This window comes from Bradyrhizobium sp., assembly GCF_004799405.1.
Taxonomy (GTDB): domain Bacteria; phylum Pseudomonadota; class Alphaproteobacteria; order Rhizobiales; family Xanthobacteraceae; genus Bradyrhizobium.
The window spans coordinates 15,500-30,699 of sequence record NZ_SSMW01000084.1 but is presented as its reverse complement, the minus strand read 5'-3'; the positions used below and the strand labels follow the sequence as shown (position 1 = coordinate 30,699).

At 64.4% G+C, this 15,200-nt stretch carries 17 protein-coding genes; 11 read left to right on the top strand and 6 right to left on the bottom strand.

Features of this window, described 5'->3' with window-relative positions; all coding sequences use genetic code 11:
* The coding region (locus tag E7813_RS13715) for a YraN family protein (RefSeq protein ID WP_291574772.1) at positions 1 to 189 on the bottom strand (189 nt) is incomplete at its 3' end.
* Entirely contained in the window at positions 176 to 1,135 is a 960-nt protein-coding gene (gene rsmI / locus E7813_RS13710; RefSeq protein ID WP_291574770.1) for a 16S rRNA (cytidine(1402)-2'-O)-methyltransferase, read from the bottom strand. The genes E7813_RS13715 and rsmI, both read right to left, overlap by 14 nt.
* A gap of 229 nt (positions 1,136 to 1,364) precedes the next feature.
* On the opposite strand from rsmI, the gene E7813_RS13705 reads away from it, so the two are divergent.
* Positions 1,365 to 2,573 carry a penicillin-binding protein activator gene (locus E7813_RS13705; RefSeq protein WP_291574768.1) on the top strand — a complete coding sequence of 403 codons (1,209 nt, stop codon included), beginning with the start codon at positions 1,365 to 1,367 and terminating at the stop codon, positions 2,571 to 2,573.
* 42 nt (positions 2,574 to 2,615) lie between these two features.
* Here the strand turns inward: E7813_RS13705 and hemW are convergent, their stop codons facing one another.
* Genes hemW through rph form a run of 3 tightly spaced genes read right to left on the bottom strand, consistent with a single transcriptional unit; the run spans position 2,616 to position 5,161 of the window.
* Positions 2,616 to 3,785: a radical SAM family heme chaperone HemW gene (hemW, locus tag E7813_RS13700; protein ID WP_291574766.1), complete on the bottom strand. Its 1,170-nt coding sequence runs from the start codon at positions 3,783 to 3,785 to the stop codon at positions 2,616 to 2,618.
* Positions 3,782 to 4,408 carry an RdgB/HAM1 family non-canonical purine NTP pyrophosphatase gene (gene rdgB / locus E7813_RS13695; protein WP_291574764.1) on the bottom strand — a complete coding sequence of 209 codons (627 nt, stop codon included), beginning with the start codon at positions 4,406 to 4,408 and terminating at the stop codon, positions 3,782 to 3,784. The genes hemW and rdgB overlap by 4 nt, the downstream gene beginning before the upstream one ends.
* 39 nt (positions 4,409 to 4,447) lie before the next feature.
* Entirely contained in the window at positions 4,448 to 5,161 is a 714-nt protein-coding gene (gene rph / locus E7813_RS13690; protein ID WP_291574761.1) for a ribonuclease PH, read from the bottom strand.
* 196 nt (positions 5,162 to 5,357) lie between these two features.
* Between rph and hrcA the strand changes: the two genes are divergently transcribed.
* Together hrcA and grpE are read left to right on the top strand one after the other, a co-directional pair.
* The gene (hrcA, locus tag E7813_RS13685; protein ID WP_291574758.1) at positions 5,358 to 6,446 is read left to right on the top strand and encodes a heat-inducible transcriptional repressor HrcA; all 1,089 of its coding nucleotides are present in this window, start codon (positions 5,358 to 5,360) and stop codon (positions 6,444 to 6,446) included.
* Between the two features lie 109 nt (positions 6,447 to 6,555).
* Positions 6,556 to 7,176 carry a nucleotide exchange factor GrpE gene (gene grpE / locus E7813_RS13680; RefSeq protein ID WP_291574755.1) on the top strand — a complete coding sequence of 207 codons (621 nt, stop codon included), beginning with the start codon at positions 6,556 to 6,558 and terminating at the stop codon, positions 7,174 to 7,176.
* Between the two features lie 24 nt (positions 7,177 to 7,200).
* Here the strand turns inward: grpE and E7813_RS13675 are convergent, their stop codons facing one another.
* Positions 7,201 to 8,157, bottom strand: a complete 957-nt coding sequence (locus E7813_RS13675) for a hypothetical protein (protein WP_291574753.1) — start codon at positions 8,155 to 8,157, stop codon at positions 7,201 to 7,203.
* Positions 8,158 to 8,578: 421 nt separating this feature from the next.
* Here E7813_RS13675 and dnaK point away from each other — a divergent pair, with 421 nt between their 5' ends.
* The 8 genes from dnaK (at position 8,579) to dapB (ending at position 15,192) form a co-directional block, all read left to right on the top strand.
* On the top strand, positions 8,579 to 10,480 hold the full coding sequence (gene dnaK, locus E7813_RS13670) for a molecular chaperone DnaK (protein WP_291574751.1): 1,902 nt from the start codon (positions 8,579 to 8,581) through the stop codon (positions 10,478 to 10,480).
* Between the two features lie 23 nt (positions 10,481 to 10,503).
* Complete coding sequence (locus E7813_RS13665) at positions 10,504 to 10,638, top strand: hypothetical protein (RefSeq protein WP_291574749.1); 135 nt, start codon at positions 10,504 to 10,506, stop codon at positions 10,636 to 10,638.
* Positions 10,639 to 10,651: 13 nt separating this feature from the next.
* Positions 10,652 to 11,785: a molecular chaperone DnaJ gene (gene dnaJ, locus E7813_RS13660; protein WP_291574777.1), complete on the top strand. Its 1,134-nt coding sequence runs from the start codon at positions 10,652 to 10,654 to the stop codon at positions 11,783 to 11,785.
* 94 nt (positions 11,786 to 11,879) lie between these two features.
* Positions 11,880 to 12,482 (top strand): rRNA adenine N-6-methyltransferase family protein, encoded by a 603-nt coding sequence (locus E7813_RS13655; RefSeq protein ID WP_291574747.1) that lies wholly within the window; start codon positions 11,880 to 11,882, stop codon positions 12,480 to 12,482.
* A gap of 54 nt (positions 12,483 to 12,536) precedes the next feature.
* Positions 12,537 to 13,115 carry an NAD(P)H-dependent oxidoreductase gene (locus E7813_RS13650; protein ID WP_291574745.1) on the top strand — a complete coding sequence of 193 codons (579 nt, stop codon included), beginning with the start codon at positions 12,537 to 12,539 and terminating at the stop codon, positions 13,113 to 13,115.
* A gap of 6 nt (positions 13,116 to 13,121) precedes the next feature.
* Complete coding sequence (pyrF, locus tag E7813_RS13645) at positions 13,122 to 13,832, top strand: orotidine-5'-phosphate decarboxylase (protein WP_291574743.1); 711 nt, start codon at positions 13,122 to 13,124, stop codon at positions 13,830 to 13,832.
* A gap of 23 nt (positions 13,833 to 13,855) precedes the next feature.
* Complete coding sequence (locus E7813_RS13640) at positions 13,856 to 14,158, top strand: DUF1330 domain-containing protein (protein WP_291574741.1); 303 nt, start codon at positions 13,856 to 13,858, stop codon at positions 14,156 to 14,158.
* A 215-nt stretch (positions 14,159 to 14,373) separates the two neighbouring features.
* A complete protein-coding gene (gene dapB / locus E7813_RS13635) occupies positions 14,374 to 15,192 on the top strand; it encodes a 4-hydroxy-tetrahydrodipicolinate reductase (RefSeq protein ID WP_291574738.1) in 819 nt (272 codons plus the stop codon).
* Positions 15,193 to 15,200 lie beyond the last annotated feature (8 nt).

The following is a 15,200-nucleotide window of genomic DNA, read 5'->3' as shown; positions in this document are numbered from 1 at the left end:
GACAAACGCCAGCAGGTTTCGCCGCCGCGCCACAAGGTCGATCTCGCCATAGGGCGTGCGAAACCGCTTGGCCAGGATGCGATAGCCCTTGGCCATCAGGAACGCGGCGGCGCGGGCTTCGGCGGAGAGGCCGGCGCGAAACGCGGCAATGCGCGCCGGTGCGGCCGGTTTGGCGTCACTCTTTGTCATCGTCGCCTTCCGGCCTTGTCGCCTGAACCAGCTCCAGCGCGCGGGCATAAATCTCGCGGCGCGGCCGTCCCGACAGTTCGACCGCATGCGCCACCGCATCCTTGACGCTGTCGCGCTTGAGCGAGGTGCGCAGGAGATCGTCGAGCGCGTCTCCGGCCATCACGTTGGCGCCCGCCGGCGGCGGGCCGATCACCAGCACAAACTCGCCGCGTGTCTCCAGCGTGCCGGCCGCCAGCGCCAGTTCGGAAACCGGCGCGCGGCGAATGTCTTCATGCATCTTGGTCATCTCGCGGCAGATCGCGCCGTCGCGCCCGCCCATGACGCCGGCGAGATCGCGCAAGGTCTCCTGCACGCGGTTGCCGGATTCGAACATCACCAGCGTCGCATCGATGCGCGCCAGTTCGGCGAGCCGCGCCCGGCGCGCGGTCTCCTTCGCGGGCAGGAATCCTTCGAAGAAAAACCGGTCGGTCGGCAATGCGGCCACCGCGAGTGCCGCCAGCACCGAGGAGGGCCCCGGCAACGCCACCACCCGATGTCCCGCCGCGCAGGCCTCGCGCACCAGCTTGAAGCCGGGATCGGAGATCAACGGTGTGCCGGCATCCGAGACCAACGCGATCGAGGCGCCCTGCGCCAGCCGCTGCAGGATCTTTGGGCGCGCCACCGCGGCGTTGTGCTCGTGATAGGGCCTTAAGAGTGCCGATATCGCATAGCGCTCGGTCAGCCTTCGGGTGATGCGGGTATCTTCGCAGGCAATGATGTCGACGCCGGCCAGCGTTTCCAGCGCGCGCAGGGTGATGTCGCCGAGATTACCGATCGGGGTTGCGACCAGATAAAGACCCGATGCCACCTTCGCCGCGGTCAGCGTGTGGCCGGCAATCGAAAATGTGCGGTCGGAGGTTCCGCTCAGTCCTTCAGTGGTATTTGTGGAAGCCGCTTTTGCGCGCATAGTGCCAATCTAGAGCATGACGGGGCGCTTATGCCACAATGCCGCGCCGGGATATCGGCTTCGCCCGAAACCGCGAGGGAGCCGGGTTCCGCAACCGGCCGGTGGGCCGCAGCGCCATAATCCTTTTGTTTTGCTTAACTATTCGCCGACAATATGCCTGAATCCACCCTCCTGATCGTTCGGAGGCGCAAAGGCCGGGCCGATTGGATCGGTGAAGAGAAGAGACACGATGGTGGGCCCGCGAAATCCGAAGTCTGATCGTGCCGGCTCGACCCGGCGGACGGCGGTTGGCCTGATCCTCGGCGCGCCCCTGCTCGGGGCCTGCGCCAGCGTGCAGCAAAGCCTGAGCTCGTTCTCCAACCCGTTCAGCGGTTCGCAACCGGCTACCGGTCCGGCGCAGCAGCCGGTTGCGATCGGCAACGGGCAGGTCAAGGTCGGATTGATCCTGCCGCTGTCGGCCGCGGGCAATGCCGGCGTCGCGGCGCAATCGATGAAGAACGCCGCCGAGATGGCGCTGGCCGAATTCCAGAATCCCAACATCCAGCTTCTGATCAAGGACGATGGCGGCAATCCGCCGGGCGCGCAGCAGGGAACCCAGCAGGCGCTCGACGAAGGCGCCGAGATCATCCTGGGGCCGCTGTTCGCGCTGTCGGTTCCGGCAGCGGCGCAACTGGCGCGCGCGCGGGGCATATCGGTCATCGCGTTCTCGACCGATTCCAGCGTCGCGGGGCGCGGCGTTTACCTGCTCAGCTTCCTGCCGGAGTCCGACGTCTACCGGATCATCGAATACGCGGCCAGCACCGGAAAACGGTCGTTCGCAGCACTGTTGCCCGACAATGCCTATGGCAATGTGGTGGAAGCAGCCTTCAAGCAGGCGGTCAGCCGCAGGAGCGGCCGCGTCGTCGCGTTTGAAAAATACGGCGTCGACCGCACCACCGCGGTGCGCAACGTGGCGAATTCGCTCGGCCAGGCCGACGCCTTGTTTCTGGCCGACGATGGCGACTCGGTGGTGTCGGTGGCGGACGCGTTGACCGCAGCCGGGGCCAAGCTGAAAAACATCCAGCTTCTCGGCACCGGGCTGTGGGACAATCCGCGCGTGTTCGCGAACGCCAGCCTGCAGGGCGGGCTTTATGCGGCGCCGGATCCGGCCGGCTTTCGCAGTTTCTCGAACCGCTACCGCGCCAAGTATGGCGGCGAGCCGGTTAGAACCGCGACACTGGCCTATGACGCGGTGGCGCTGGTTGCGGCACTGTCGAGAACGCAGGGCGGGCAACGGTTCTCGCCGGAGGTGTTGACCAACTCGTCCGGCTTTGCCGGCATCGACGGCCTGTTTCGATTTCGCGCCGACGGCACCAACGAGCGCGGCCTCGCGGTGATGCGGGTCGCAGCCGGCGGCGGTCAGCCGGTTGCGGGATCGCCGAAGAGCTTTGGGGCGTAGAAGCGCTCCCTCGCCCCGCCCTTGCGGGGAAAGGGAAAATAACTACGCCGCCAGATCCGCCACCACGGCGTCGAGCACCGGAAATCCGGCTTGCGTGACCCGCAACCTGCCGCTTGAATCGACGACGATAGCGCCTTCGTCACGCAGGATCGCGATGCGGCGCGGATCGAGCGCGCGGCCCGACAGCGCCGCATAGCGGCCGGGGTCGATGCCTTCGGCGAGCCGCAGGCCCATCAGCAAAAATTCATCGGCGCGTTCTTCGCTGTTGAGGCGATCGTCGGTAGTGACGCCGTGGCCGTTGGCCTCGACCCGCATCAGCCAGGCCTCGGGACGCTTTTCGGTGGCGATCGCATGCCTGACCCCGTCGATATCGAGCCGGCCATGCGCGCCGGGACCGATGCCGGCATATTCCTCGCCGCGCCAGTACACCAGGTTGTGTTTGCATTCCGCGCCGGAGCGCGCGTGATTGGAAATCTCGTAGGACGGCAAGCCGGCTTGCGCGCAGACCTCCTGCGTGACGTCGTAGAGAGCGCGCGCCACGGCCTCGTCCGGCGTCTTCAGCTTGCCCGCGGCGTGCAGTCCGAAGAACGGCGTGCCTTCCTCGATGGTGAGCTGATAGAGCGACAGATGCTCGGCGGCTTCGGCGATCGCGAGCCTCAGTTCGTCGGCCCACATCTGCGGCGTCTGGTCGGGGCGGGCGTAAATCAGGTCGAACGAATAACGCTCGAAGGCGGTGCGCGCGATGGCGACCGCATCGAGCGCCTCGCGCGCGGTATGCAGGCGGCCGAGCGCCTTCAGCGAAGCATCATCCAGCGCCTGCACGCCAAGCGAGACTCTGTTGACGCCGGCTGCGCGATAGCCGCGAAAGCGCGTGGCCTCGACGCTGGTCGGATTGGCTTCCAGCGTGACCTCGGCATCGGGAGCGACGCGCCAGTGTTTGCCGATCGCATCCAGGATGGCGCCGACGGTCCGCGGCTGCATCAGGGACGGCGTGCCGCCGCCGAGAAAAATCGACGAGACCTCGCGTCCCGGGGTGCGCGCGGCGGTGGTCTCGATCTCGCGGGCGAACGCGCGTGAAAATCGTTCCTCGTCGACAGCGGCATGCCGGACATGGCTGTTGAAATCGCAATAGGGACATTTCGACAGGCAAAACGGCCAGTGCACGTAGACCCCGAAGGCTTCAGGGCGGGGGTTTCTTCCGGCCGGGCTCACAGGCAAATCTCCGCCAGCTTGACGAAGGCGCGGGCGCGATGCGACAGGCCGAGACCGAGCGGCGGCAGGCCGTGCTTCTCGACGCTGGTCATTTCGCCGAAGGTCCGGCTGTGTCCGTCGGGCAGGAACATCGGGTCGTAACCGAAGCCGGCGCTGCCGCGCGGCGGCCATACCAGCGTGCCGTCGGCGCGGGCTTCGACTTCCTCAAGATGATCGTCGGGCCAGGCGACGCATAGCGCGGAAACGAAATGCGCTTTTCGCTGCGCCGGCATCGTTGCGCCGCGCTCCTGCAGCAGCCGTTCGATCCGGGTCATCGCGACGGTGAAATCCGCAGGGTTGCCGGCCCAGCGCGCCGAGTAAATTCCGGGCGCGCCGTCCAGCGCATCGACCGCGAGGCCCGAATCGTCGGCGAAGGCCGGCAATTGCGCGGCCCGTGCCGCCGCGACTGCCTTGATTCTGGCATTGGCGTGAAAGGTTTTGCCGGTCTCGTCGGGCTCGCCAAGGCCAAGCTCGCCCGCCGATACCGCTTCCACGCCATGCGGCGTCAGCAGCTCGCGCATCTCGGCGAGCTTGCCGGGGTTGTGGGTCGCGATCACGAGCTTGCCTGTGATTCGGCGGTGCATGTCGTCGAAACTACGCCAGCCGCGCTGTTCGCGAAATAATCACGCCACGGCCATTTTCTGCAGGTCGACCAGCCGCGCCACGCCCTTGCGCGCCAGCGCCATCAGCGCCAGGAACTCGGGTTCCGAGAACGGGGTCTTTTCCGCGGTGCCCTGCACCTCGATGATACGGCCATCGCCGGTCATGACGAAATTGGCGTCGGTATCGGCTTCCGAATCCTCGGCGTAATCGAGATCGAGCACCGGGGTGCCGTTATAGATCCCGCACGAGATCGCAGCGACGTTGTCGCGCAGCACATTGCCCTTGACCATGTTGCGGGTCTTCATCCAGCCGATGCAATCGGCCAGTGCCACCCACGCGCCGGTGATCGAGGCGGTGCGGGTGCCGCCGTCGGCCTGGATCACGTCGCAGTCGACGGTGATCTGGCGCTCGCCGAGCGCTTCGAGGTCGAGCGTGGCGCGCAAGCTGCGGCCGATCAGGCGCTGGATTTCGACGGTGCGGCCGGTTTGCTTGCCGGCGGACGCTTCGCGGCGGGTGCGTTCCAGCGTGGCCCGCGGCAGCATGCCGTATTCGGCCGTCACCCAGCCGCGGCCCTGCCCCTTGAGCCATGGCGGCAGCCGTTCTTCCAGGGTGGCCGTGACCAGCACATGGGTGTCGCCGAATTTGACCATGCAGGAACCCTCGGCATACTTGACCACGCCGCGTTCCAGCGACACGGCGCGCAGTTCATCCGGCGCACGGTGGCTTGGCCGCATGGGAAATCCTCCGGGAATTCATGAAAAAGGACAAATAGGGTCGGTCTCGCGGTGCTTTTAGGTGCGCCAGGGCACAGCGGCAAGGTCTTTAACCATTATTGACGGTTCCTGATCGTTCTTGATCGTTCCTGGGCATCAATGCCTGCTTGTAACTGCGCTCCGGGATCGACAAATTAGGGCGTTCAAGGAGTTGGCTTTGGCTCACCACGATCCGATCGGTCTGATTGCTGCGCATGCAGGCTTGGCCCAGCTCAACGAGCGCTCGCGGGATATTTTTCGTCAAATCGTTGAGAGTTATCTCGCGACCGGCGAACCCGTCGGCTCCCGCAACATTTCACGACTGATCGCGGTGCCGCTGTCGCCGGCCTCGGTGCGCAACGTGATGTCGGATCTCGAGCAGCTCGGCCTGATCTACGCGCCGCACACCTCGGCCGGCCGGCTGCCCACCGAACTGGGTTTGCGTTTTTTCGTCGATGCCCTGATGCAGGTCGGCGACCTCACCGAACCGGAGCGACAGTCGATCCAGACCCAGCTTGCCTCCGTCGGCATGGCGCAGTCGGTTGAAGCCGCCTTGGGCGAAGCCCTGACGCGGCTGTCCGGCCTGACCCGGGCCGCAGCGGTGGTGCTCACCGCCAAATCCAATTCGCGATTAAAGCATATCGAGTTCGTGCGGCTGGAGCCGGAGCGGGCGCTGGTGGTGCTGGTCGGCGAGGACGGCCAAGTCGAGAACCGCGTGCTGACGCTGCCGCCCGGAGTTCCCTCCTCGGCGCTGATCGAAGCCACCAATTTCCTCAACGCGCGGATTCGCGGCCGCACGCTGGCGGAGGCGCGGCTCGAACTTGAAACCGCGCTCACGCAAAACCGCGCCGAAATCGATCAACTCACGCAAAAAGTCATCGCCGCCGGGATCGCGAGCTGGTCCGGCGGCGAGACCGACGACCGTCAGCTGATCGTGCGCGGCCATGCCAACCTGCTGGAAGATCTGCACGCGCTGGAAGACCTGGAACGCGTCAGGTTGCTGTTCGACGATCTCGAGACCAAGCGCGGCGTGATCGATCTGTTGGGAAGGGCGGAGCGCGCCGACGGCGTGCGGATTTTCATCGGATCGGAAAACAAGCTGTTTTCGCTGTCCGGCTCATCCACCATCATCGCGCCCTACAGCGATGCCTCCGGCCATATTGTCGGCGTTCTCGGCGTGATCGGGCCGACGCGGCTGAACTATGCCCGGGTGATTCCGACGGTGGATTACGCGGCGCGGATCGTCAGCCGGATGCTGGGTGGATGATCCGCCCCGGGCCGGTCGGGTTACGCTTGATTTTTGGCGTCCAAAGCACGATATCCCGCCCAGCAACTTCCCTGATTGATTTCAAACGGTTTTCAAGAAGGCAGCGTGGATGACCAACCCGAATTGGCAAAAGGACCATCCGGCCACCCCGGCGCAGGACGGCGAGCCCGCGGCTTCCAAGCCCTACATCATGCCCGACGATCCGGAAGAGGGATCGTCTGAGGCGCTGGCCAAGGAAGCCGCCGAATCGCGCGACAAGATGCTGCGCACGCTGGCGGAAATGGAGAACCTGCGCAAACGGACGAGCCGCGAGGTCGCCGATGCCCGTATCTACGGCATCACGGGTTTCGCGCGCGACGTTCTCGATATCGCCGACAACCTGCAGCGCGCGCTGGATGCGGTTCCCGCCGAGGCCAAGGCCGCAGCCGATCCCGGCCTGAAGGCGCTGATCGAAGGCGTCGAGCTGACCGAACGGTCGCTGCTCAACGCGCTGGAGAAAAACGGCGTCAAGAAGTTCGATCCCTCGGGCGAGAAGTTCGATCCGAATTTTCAGCAGGCGATGTATGAGGTCCCCGATCCATCGGTGCCGGCGGGCACGGTGAAGCAGGTCGTGCAGGCCGGCTACATGATCGGCGAGCGGGTGCTGCGGCCGGCACTGGTCGCGGTCTCCAAGGGTGGCGCGAAGGCCGGATCGCCGGCCAACGGCAACGAGCCGAACAGCGCGGCCTGAGATTCTGCAACCGGATTTGATGAATCAGCGCGGCTGAATGCCGTCGCGCACGGCGCGGAAGCGCGGGAACGCTTTTGTCCATTGGTCGCGCGGGGCGCTGCCAATGATGCGCAGCGAGTTCGAATTGCCGAACCGCAACCATTGCACCACGGTGACGGCGGTATTGTCCTTGCCGCTGGTCGCATCGATACGGGTTTCATAGCCCGGCGCGCCGTCGATCCGCATCGGTTCGGACACCGTGATGCGGGCGTCACGTACTCCGGGAATCGTGGTGGCGACTTGTTGGGCAAACCTGTCGCGATCCTCCGGCTGGGTCGGGCCGGATCCTATGACGCCGATCACCATGAAGGGCGCCGCTTCAAAGCCGGTCACCTCGTCGCCATCGGCGAGAATGATGGCTACACCGGGCGCCAGCGTGCGTACGTTCCCGAAAGCGCTCAATTCGGTGATCTTGAACGGCATCAGGTCGAGCTGTTCTTCAACCGGAACCTGCTTGCGGATCACGGCCGATGCAAACATCTGCCGCACGGCGTCGTCGGTATAGATTTTGCTCGCATTTTCCGGAACCTGCACCGCGACATAGCCGGAGAACGTGCCGCCCGGCAGGATCATCGAATAGCGGCGCACCGTGTTGGCGCCGTTCTTGACACTCTCGATGGTGTAGTAAGCCGTGCCGGCCGATGTCTCGACACTCTCGGGCTTTATGCCGTCGGCAGCCGGCGCCGCCTTGAAGGAATTCGCGACGTCGCTATAGGCCTCGGCCGGGAATTCTCCGACCACGACCTTGACGCTTTGGTCCTCGGTTTCGAATCCGGGGAATGCTTTGGCCGGCCCAAGGCCAACCAAGGGTGTCATCCCGACCCGGGCGCCCGGCGGGAAAATCGGGTCGCCTGCCAGGGCGGGAGGCAAGCCGGCACCCAGGGCAAGACAGGTGGCCGTGACCAACAGGGTAATCGCGGACAGCCGTCGAATGGGGTTCATGGAAAATCTACTGAGTTTGCATTGAGGCCGTTCAATGGTCGGCCGCTGTGGCCTCCTTAACCGCGGGACCACGTTTTCAGTCCGCCTCTTTAACGGTTTTGACGCTCCGGCGACAGGCCCGGCCCGCGATTTCATTCCGGGCCGGGGCACCTTCGCAGCCTAGAATTCCGGTTTTCAAGCTGGCCTCGATGCCCTGTAAGGCGGCGCCGCGCGCGGCCCGGGCCGGTCGCAAAGGGACACTATCTTTCGAGGACAACGGGTTTCGAAAGCTAAGATTGCGTCCCGGTCCTTGCAGGCCTGTGCCCCCCTCCTATATGAGGCTCACCGTCGCAATATCGCGAGCATTTGATCGTTTGGGGGTTTGGATTGGTGCGCCGTCAGGGCCCAGCCAACCTGCCGCAAAAAGAAGGATATGAGGACCATGGGAAAGGTCATTGGGATCGATCTCGGCACCACGAATTCGTGCGTCGCCGTAATGGATGGCAAGACGTCGAAAGTCATCGAAAACGCCGAGGGCATGCGGACGACCCCGTCGATTGTCGCTTTCAGTGACGACGGCGAGCGCCTCGTCGGCCAGCCCGCCAAGCGCCAGGCGGTGACCAATCCCGAGCGGACGTTCTTTGCGGTCAAGCGCCTGGTCGGCCGCCGCTATGACGACCCGATGGTTGAAAAGGACAAGAAGCTCGTCCCCTACAAGATCGTCAAGGCGTCCAACGGCGATGCCTGGGTCGAAGCCGACGGCAAGACCTACTCGCCCTCGCAGGTCTCGGCTTTCATTCTGCAGAAGATGAAAGAGACCGCGGAAGCCCATCTCGGCCAGAAGGTCGATCAGGCCGTCATCACCGTTCCCGCTTATTTCAACGACGCGCAACGTCAGGCCACCAAGGACGCCGGCAAGATCGCCGGCCTTGAAGTGCTGCGCATCATCAACGAGCCGACCGCGGCCGCCTTGGCCTACGGTCTCGACAAGTCGAAATCCGGCACCATCGCGGTGTACGATCTCGGCGGCGGCACCTTCGACGTCTCGATTCTCGAGATCGGCGACGGCGTGTTCGAGGTGAAGTCGACCAACGGCGACACGTTCCTCGGCGGTGAAGACTTCGACATGCGGCTGGTCAACTATCTGGCCGATGAATTCCAGAAAGAGCAGGGCATCAACCTGCGCAACGACAAGCTTGCCTTGCAGCGGCTGAAAGAGGCCGCCGAAAAGGCCAAGATCGAATTGTCCTCGACCACCCAGACCGAAATCAACCTGCCGTTCATCACCGCGGACGCGTCCGGGCCGAAACATCTGACGATGAAACTGACCCGCGCCAAGTTTGAAGCGCTGGTCGACGATCTGGTCCAGAAGACCATCGAGCCCTGCCGCAAGGCGCTGAAGGATGCAGGCCTCACCGCCGGCGAGATCGGCGAAGTGGTGCTGGTCGGCGGCATGACCCGCATGCCGAAGGTGCAGGAAGTGGTGAAGCAGTTGTTCGGCAAGGAGCCGCACAAGGGCGTCAACCCGGATGAAGTCGTGGCCATCGGCGCTGCGATCCAGGCCGGCGTGCTGCAGGGCGACGTCAAGGACGTGCTGCTGCTCGACGTGACGCCGCTGTCGCTCGGCATCGAGACGCTGGGTGGCGTGTTCACGCGCATCATCGATCGCAACACCACGATCCCGACCAAGAAGAGCCAGGTGTTCTCGACCGCCGAGGACAACCAGAGCGCCGTCACCATCCGGGTATTCCAGGGCGAGCGCGAAATGGCGGCCGACAACAAGGTGCTCGGTCAGTTCGACCTGATGGGCATTCCGCCGTCGCCGCGCGGCATGCCGCAAATCGAGGTGACCTTCGACATCGACGCCAATGGCATCGTCAACGTCTCGGCCAAGGACAAGGCGACCGGCAAGGAGCAGCAGATCCGGATTCAGGCCTCCGGCGGCCTGTCCGAAGCCGACATCCAGAAGATGGTCAAGGACGCCGAGGCCAATGCCGCCGAGGACAAGAAGCGCCGCGAAGCGGTCGACGCCAAGAACCATGCCGACAGTCTGGTGCATTCCACCGAGAAGGCGCTGGCCGAACATGGTTCGAAGGTCGAGGAAAGCGAGCGCCGCGCCATCGAGGACGCCGTCAGCGATCTGAAGGAAGCGCTGAAGGGTGACGATGCCGAGGCGATCAAGGCCAAGACCAATACGCTGGCGCAGGCTTCGATGAAGCTCGGCGAGGCCATGTACAAGCAACAGGCCGAGAGCGATGCGGCCAAGGATGCCGCCAAGGATAACGTGGTCGACGCGGAATTTACCGAGGTCGACGACGACAAGAACAACAAGAAGTCTGCGTAACTCTTACGTTACGGATCAGTGCGATGTTCGTCGTGATGGTCAAGATCGTCACCCCCGGGCTTGACCCGGGGGTCCATCTTCAAGGGAAAACGATGGATGGCCGGGTGATAGGCGAGCAACGCCGTCCTTCGAACGGCTGTGCCGGCCATGACAGCTGAGAGTTTCGAACGGATGTCCACCAAGCGCTGCTACTACGAGACCCTTGAAGTCGAGCGGAACGCGGATGACAACCGGCTCAAGGCGGCTTTCCGCAAACTGGCGATGAAATGGCACCCCGACAAGAATCCGGGCGATGCCGACAGCGAAATCCGCTTCAAGGAAATCAACGAAGCCTACGAAGTCCTCAAGGACGGCAACAAGCGCGCGGCCTACGACCGGTTCGGCCATGCGGCGTTCGAGCAAGGCGCCGGCGGTGGCGGCCCCGGATTCGGCGCCGGCTTTGCCTCGTCATTTTCCGATATTTTCGAAGATCTGTTCGGCATGGCCGGCCAGCGCGGTCGCGGCGGCGGACGCGAACGGGGCGCCGATCTTCGCTACAACATGGAAATCTCGCTGGAAGAAGCCTACCTCGGCAAAACCGCGCAGATCGAGATTCCGGTTTCGGTGACGTGCGAATCCTGTTCGGGCACCGGCGCCAAGGCCGGCACCAAGCCGAAGACCTGCTCGATGTGCGGCGGGCAGGGGCGGGTGCGGCAGGCGCAGGGCTTCTTCACGCTGGAGCGAACCTGCCCCGGCTGTCAGGGCCGCGGCCAGATGATCGAGGATCCGTGTCCCTCCTGCTCCGGTTCGGGGCGGGTGACGCGGGATCGGACATTGTCGGTCAATATCCCACAAGGCGTGGAAGATGGCACGCGCATCCGGCTTGCCGGCGAAGGCGAGGCCGGCGTTCGCGGCGGGCCGCCGGGCGATCTGTATATTTTTCTCTCGCTGGCCACGCACCAGTTCTTCCAGCGCGATGGCGCCGACCTGCACTGCCGCGTGCCGATCTCGATGGTGACGGCGTCGCTGGGGGGCGAATTCGAGGTGCCGACCATCGACAAGGGCAAAACCAAGGTGAAAGTACCGTCCGGGACGCAGTCCGGCCGGCGGTTTCGCATTGCATCAAAGGGCATGCCGGTGCTCCGCTCCCGTCAGACCGGAGACATGTACGTCCAGGTCGTGGTCGAAACACCGCAGAACCTGACCAAGAAGCAGCAGGAGCTTTTGGCCGAGTTCGAAAAATTATCGTCCGGGGCAACCCAGCCCGAAGCGGCGGGTTTCTTCACTAAGGTCAAGGACTTCTTCGGTACGCGCGCCAATTCCTAGCGAGCATTCGGCTTGACCATATCGGCCGCTACCTATACCTCTTTATGACTATTTTCTGACATACCGCCGACCCGCGGTCCCGCCTGGTAGCGACATGCCTTTGCAATCGTCCGTGCGTGAGTTGAAAAAACCTCTCCGTCTCGACGATGAGGTTCGCTTTCTCCGTTCATGGATCGAGAAGCCGCTGCACATGGGGGCGGTGATGCCTTCGGGCCGGGTGCTGGCCCGCACCATGGCGCAATATGTCGATATCAAATCCTCAGGCCCGGTGGTTGAACTGGGACCGGGTACCGGCGCGATCACCAATGCGCTGATCGAGCATGGCGTCGATCAAAAGCGCCTGGTGCTGGTCGAATACAATCCGGGCTTCTGTGCGCTGCTGCGCGATCGCTATCCCCAGGCCACCGTGGTGCAGGGCGACGCCTATACGCTGCGCGATTCGCTCTGGAACGTGCTGAATGTCCCCGCGGCCGCGGTGGTGTCCGGCCTGCCGTTGGTCACCAAGCCGATGCTGACGCGCCTGAAACTGATCCGCGAGGCCTTCTTTGCGCTCGCGCCGGGCGCGCCGTTCGTGCAGTTCACCTATTCGGTGGCGCCGCCGATTCCGAAGTCGCTGCCCGGCGTATCCACAGAAGCCTCCGAGCGGATCTGGATGAACCTTCCGCCGGCCCGTGTCTGGGTGTATCGCAAGCGCTGATACCGGCGCTGCGCCGCGACGCGGCGGGTTCGTCCTGAACGCGATATTTGGATCATGTCCGCGCTGAAAATCCTCGTGATCCCCGGTTCGCTGCGCACCGGCTCGCTCAATGCGAGACTTGCGGCGGCCGCCGCCTACCAGTTTGTCCAGGCCGGCGCCGATGTCACCCGCATTTCGCTCGGTGATTTTCCGCTGCCGATCTATGACGGCGACCTGCAGACGAAATCCGGCGTGCCCAAGAACGCGGTCAATCTCAAGCGCATGATCGGCACCCATCATGGCGTGCTGATCGTGACGCCGGAATATAATTCGTCGGTGCCGCCCTTGGTCAAGAATGCCATCGACTGGGTGACGCGGGTGCAGGATGCGCATGAAAGCCGGGGGCAGGTGTTTCGCGACCGCGCCTTCGCGATCGCGGCGGCCTCCGAAGGCCGTCTCGGCGGCACGCGCTGCCTGGCGGCGCTGCGCCTGATTTTGTCGGCCTGCCACGCCACGGTTATTCCGAATCAGCTTGCGCTGTCGTTTGCAAGCGAGGCCTATGACGATATGGACAGGCTGAAACAGCCTGCCGATATCGAGGCGCTCAATGCCATGGTGCGGCAGTTGATCGAAGTTTCCCAGCACATGATGTGAGGCCGCATGCAGCCGACCGATATCGCTCCCCGGGATCGCCTGATCGTGGCGCTCGATTTGCCCGGCGTCGGGCCGGCGGAAGCGATGATCGCGCGGCTCGGCGACAGCGTGACATTTTACAAGATCGGCTACCAGCTCGCTTACGCCGGAGGACTGCCGCTGGTCCGCCAACTCGCGAGCATGGGCAAAAAGGTTTTCGCCGATCTCAAGCTGCATGACATCGGCAATACGGTGGCGCGCGGGGTCGAGAGCGTCGCTTCGCTCGGCGCGACGTTCCTGACCGTGCACGCCTATCCGCAGACCATGAAGGCGGCGGTCGAGGCCCGCGCGGGTTCCGGTCTGAAAATCCTCGCGGTCACCGTGCTGACGTCCTACGACGACGGCGATCTCCATGCCGCGGGTTATCGCCTCGGCGTAGCCGACCTGGTCGAAGCCCGCGCCCAGCAGGCGCAGGTGCTCGGCGTCGATGGCCTGGTCTGCTCGCCGGAGGAGGCGGCCGCCTTGCGCAAGATCGTCGGTCACCGGATGGATCTGGTGACCCCCGGCATTCGGCCCGCGGGGTCTGCGACCGGCGACCAGAAGCGCATCATGACGCCCGCCAAAGCGATCGCGGCCGGCGCGGATTATCTGGTGGTGGGGCGGCCGGTGCTGGAAGCCGCCGATCCCAGGGCCGCGGCGGATGCGATCGTGGCGGAAATCGCACAGTCGGTCGGCTGAACAAAGGAAACGGAGAACGCAGAATGGCAAAGGGCTACTGGATCGCGCGCATCGATGTCCGCAACATGGATGGCTACAAGGAATACGTCGCGCAGAACGGCGCGGTATTTGCAAAATACGGCGCGAAATTCCTGGTGCGCGGCGGCAAGCACGAGGCGAAAGAGGGCAAGGCGCGGTCGCGCAACGTGGTGCTGGAATTCAAGGATTATGAAACCGCGCTCGCCTGCTACAACTCGCCGGAATATGCCCGGCTGGTCGCGATCCGCAGCCCGCATGCCGAAAGCGACCTTGTGATCATCGAAGGCTACGACGGCGCACAGCCTTAACGCTTGCACGCTCTTTTCGTCATGCCCGGGCAAAAGCGCGAAGCGCGTCTTCGCGCTAGATGTCCCGGGCATCCACGTCGTCCTGCAGCGTAGCAACAAGCAAGACGAGGATGGCCGGGAGAAGCCCGGCCATGACGAGAGGGGTGAAGCCTCCTTAGTTGCCGGAATAGCCCGCTCCGGCTATACCGCAACGAACGCTGCGAGGGTTTTCAGAGATGTCCGACATGCGTCTGATCGTTGCGGGGGCCGGCGGCCGGATGGGCCGCGCGCTGACGCGCGTGATCGCGGAAACCCCGGGCGTGGTCGTCACCGGCGCGCTGGAGGCGCCCGGTTCCGAACTCCTGGGCAAGGATGCCGGGGTGCTGGCGGGGCTGCCCGCCGCCAATGGCGTCAAGCTGTCGGCCGACCTGTGGTCGCTCACCAAGGAAGCCGACGGCATTCTCGACTTCACGGTGCCGGGCGCGACCATCGCCAATGTCGCCATCGCCGCCGAGCGCGGCCTCGTTCACATCATCGGCACCACCGGTCTTTCGGCATCCGATGACGCGGTGATCAGGAGCGTCACCTCGCGCGCCGTCGTGGTCAAATCGGGCAATATGAGCCTCGGCGTCAATCTCCTGGCGGCGCTGGTCAAGCGGGTCGCGCAGGCGCTGGACGAAGACTTCGACATCGAAATCCTGGAGATGCATCACCGGGCCAAGATCGATGCGCCCTCCGGCACCGCCCTGCTGCTGGGCGAGGCGGCGGCCGCGGGCCGAAAAATTGCGCTCGACCAGCACTCCGCGCGCGGCCGCGACGGCCATACCGGCGCGCGCAAGGCGGGCGATATCGGCTTTGCGTCATTGCGCGGCGGCACCGTCACCGGCGATCACACCGTGATTTTTGCGGGCGCCATGGAACGCATCGAGCTGACGCACCGGGCCGAGGATCGCACCATGTTCGCGCAGGGCGCCATCAAGGCGGCGCTATGGGCGCGCGACAAGAAGCCGGGGTTCTATTCAATGGCCGATGTACTCGGGCTTGCCGACTTCTGAGGATGCTG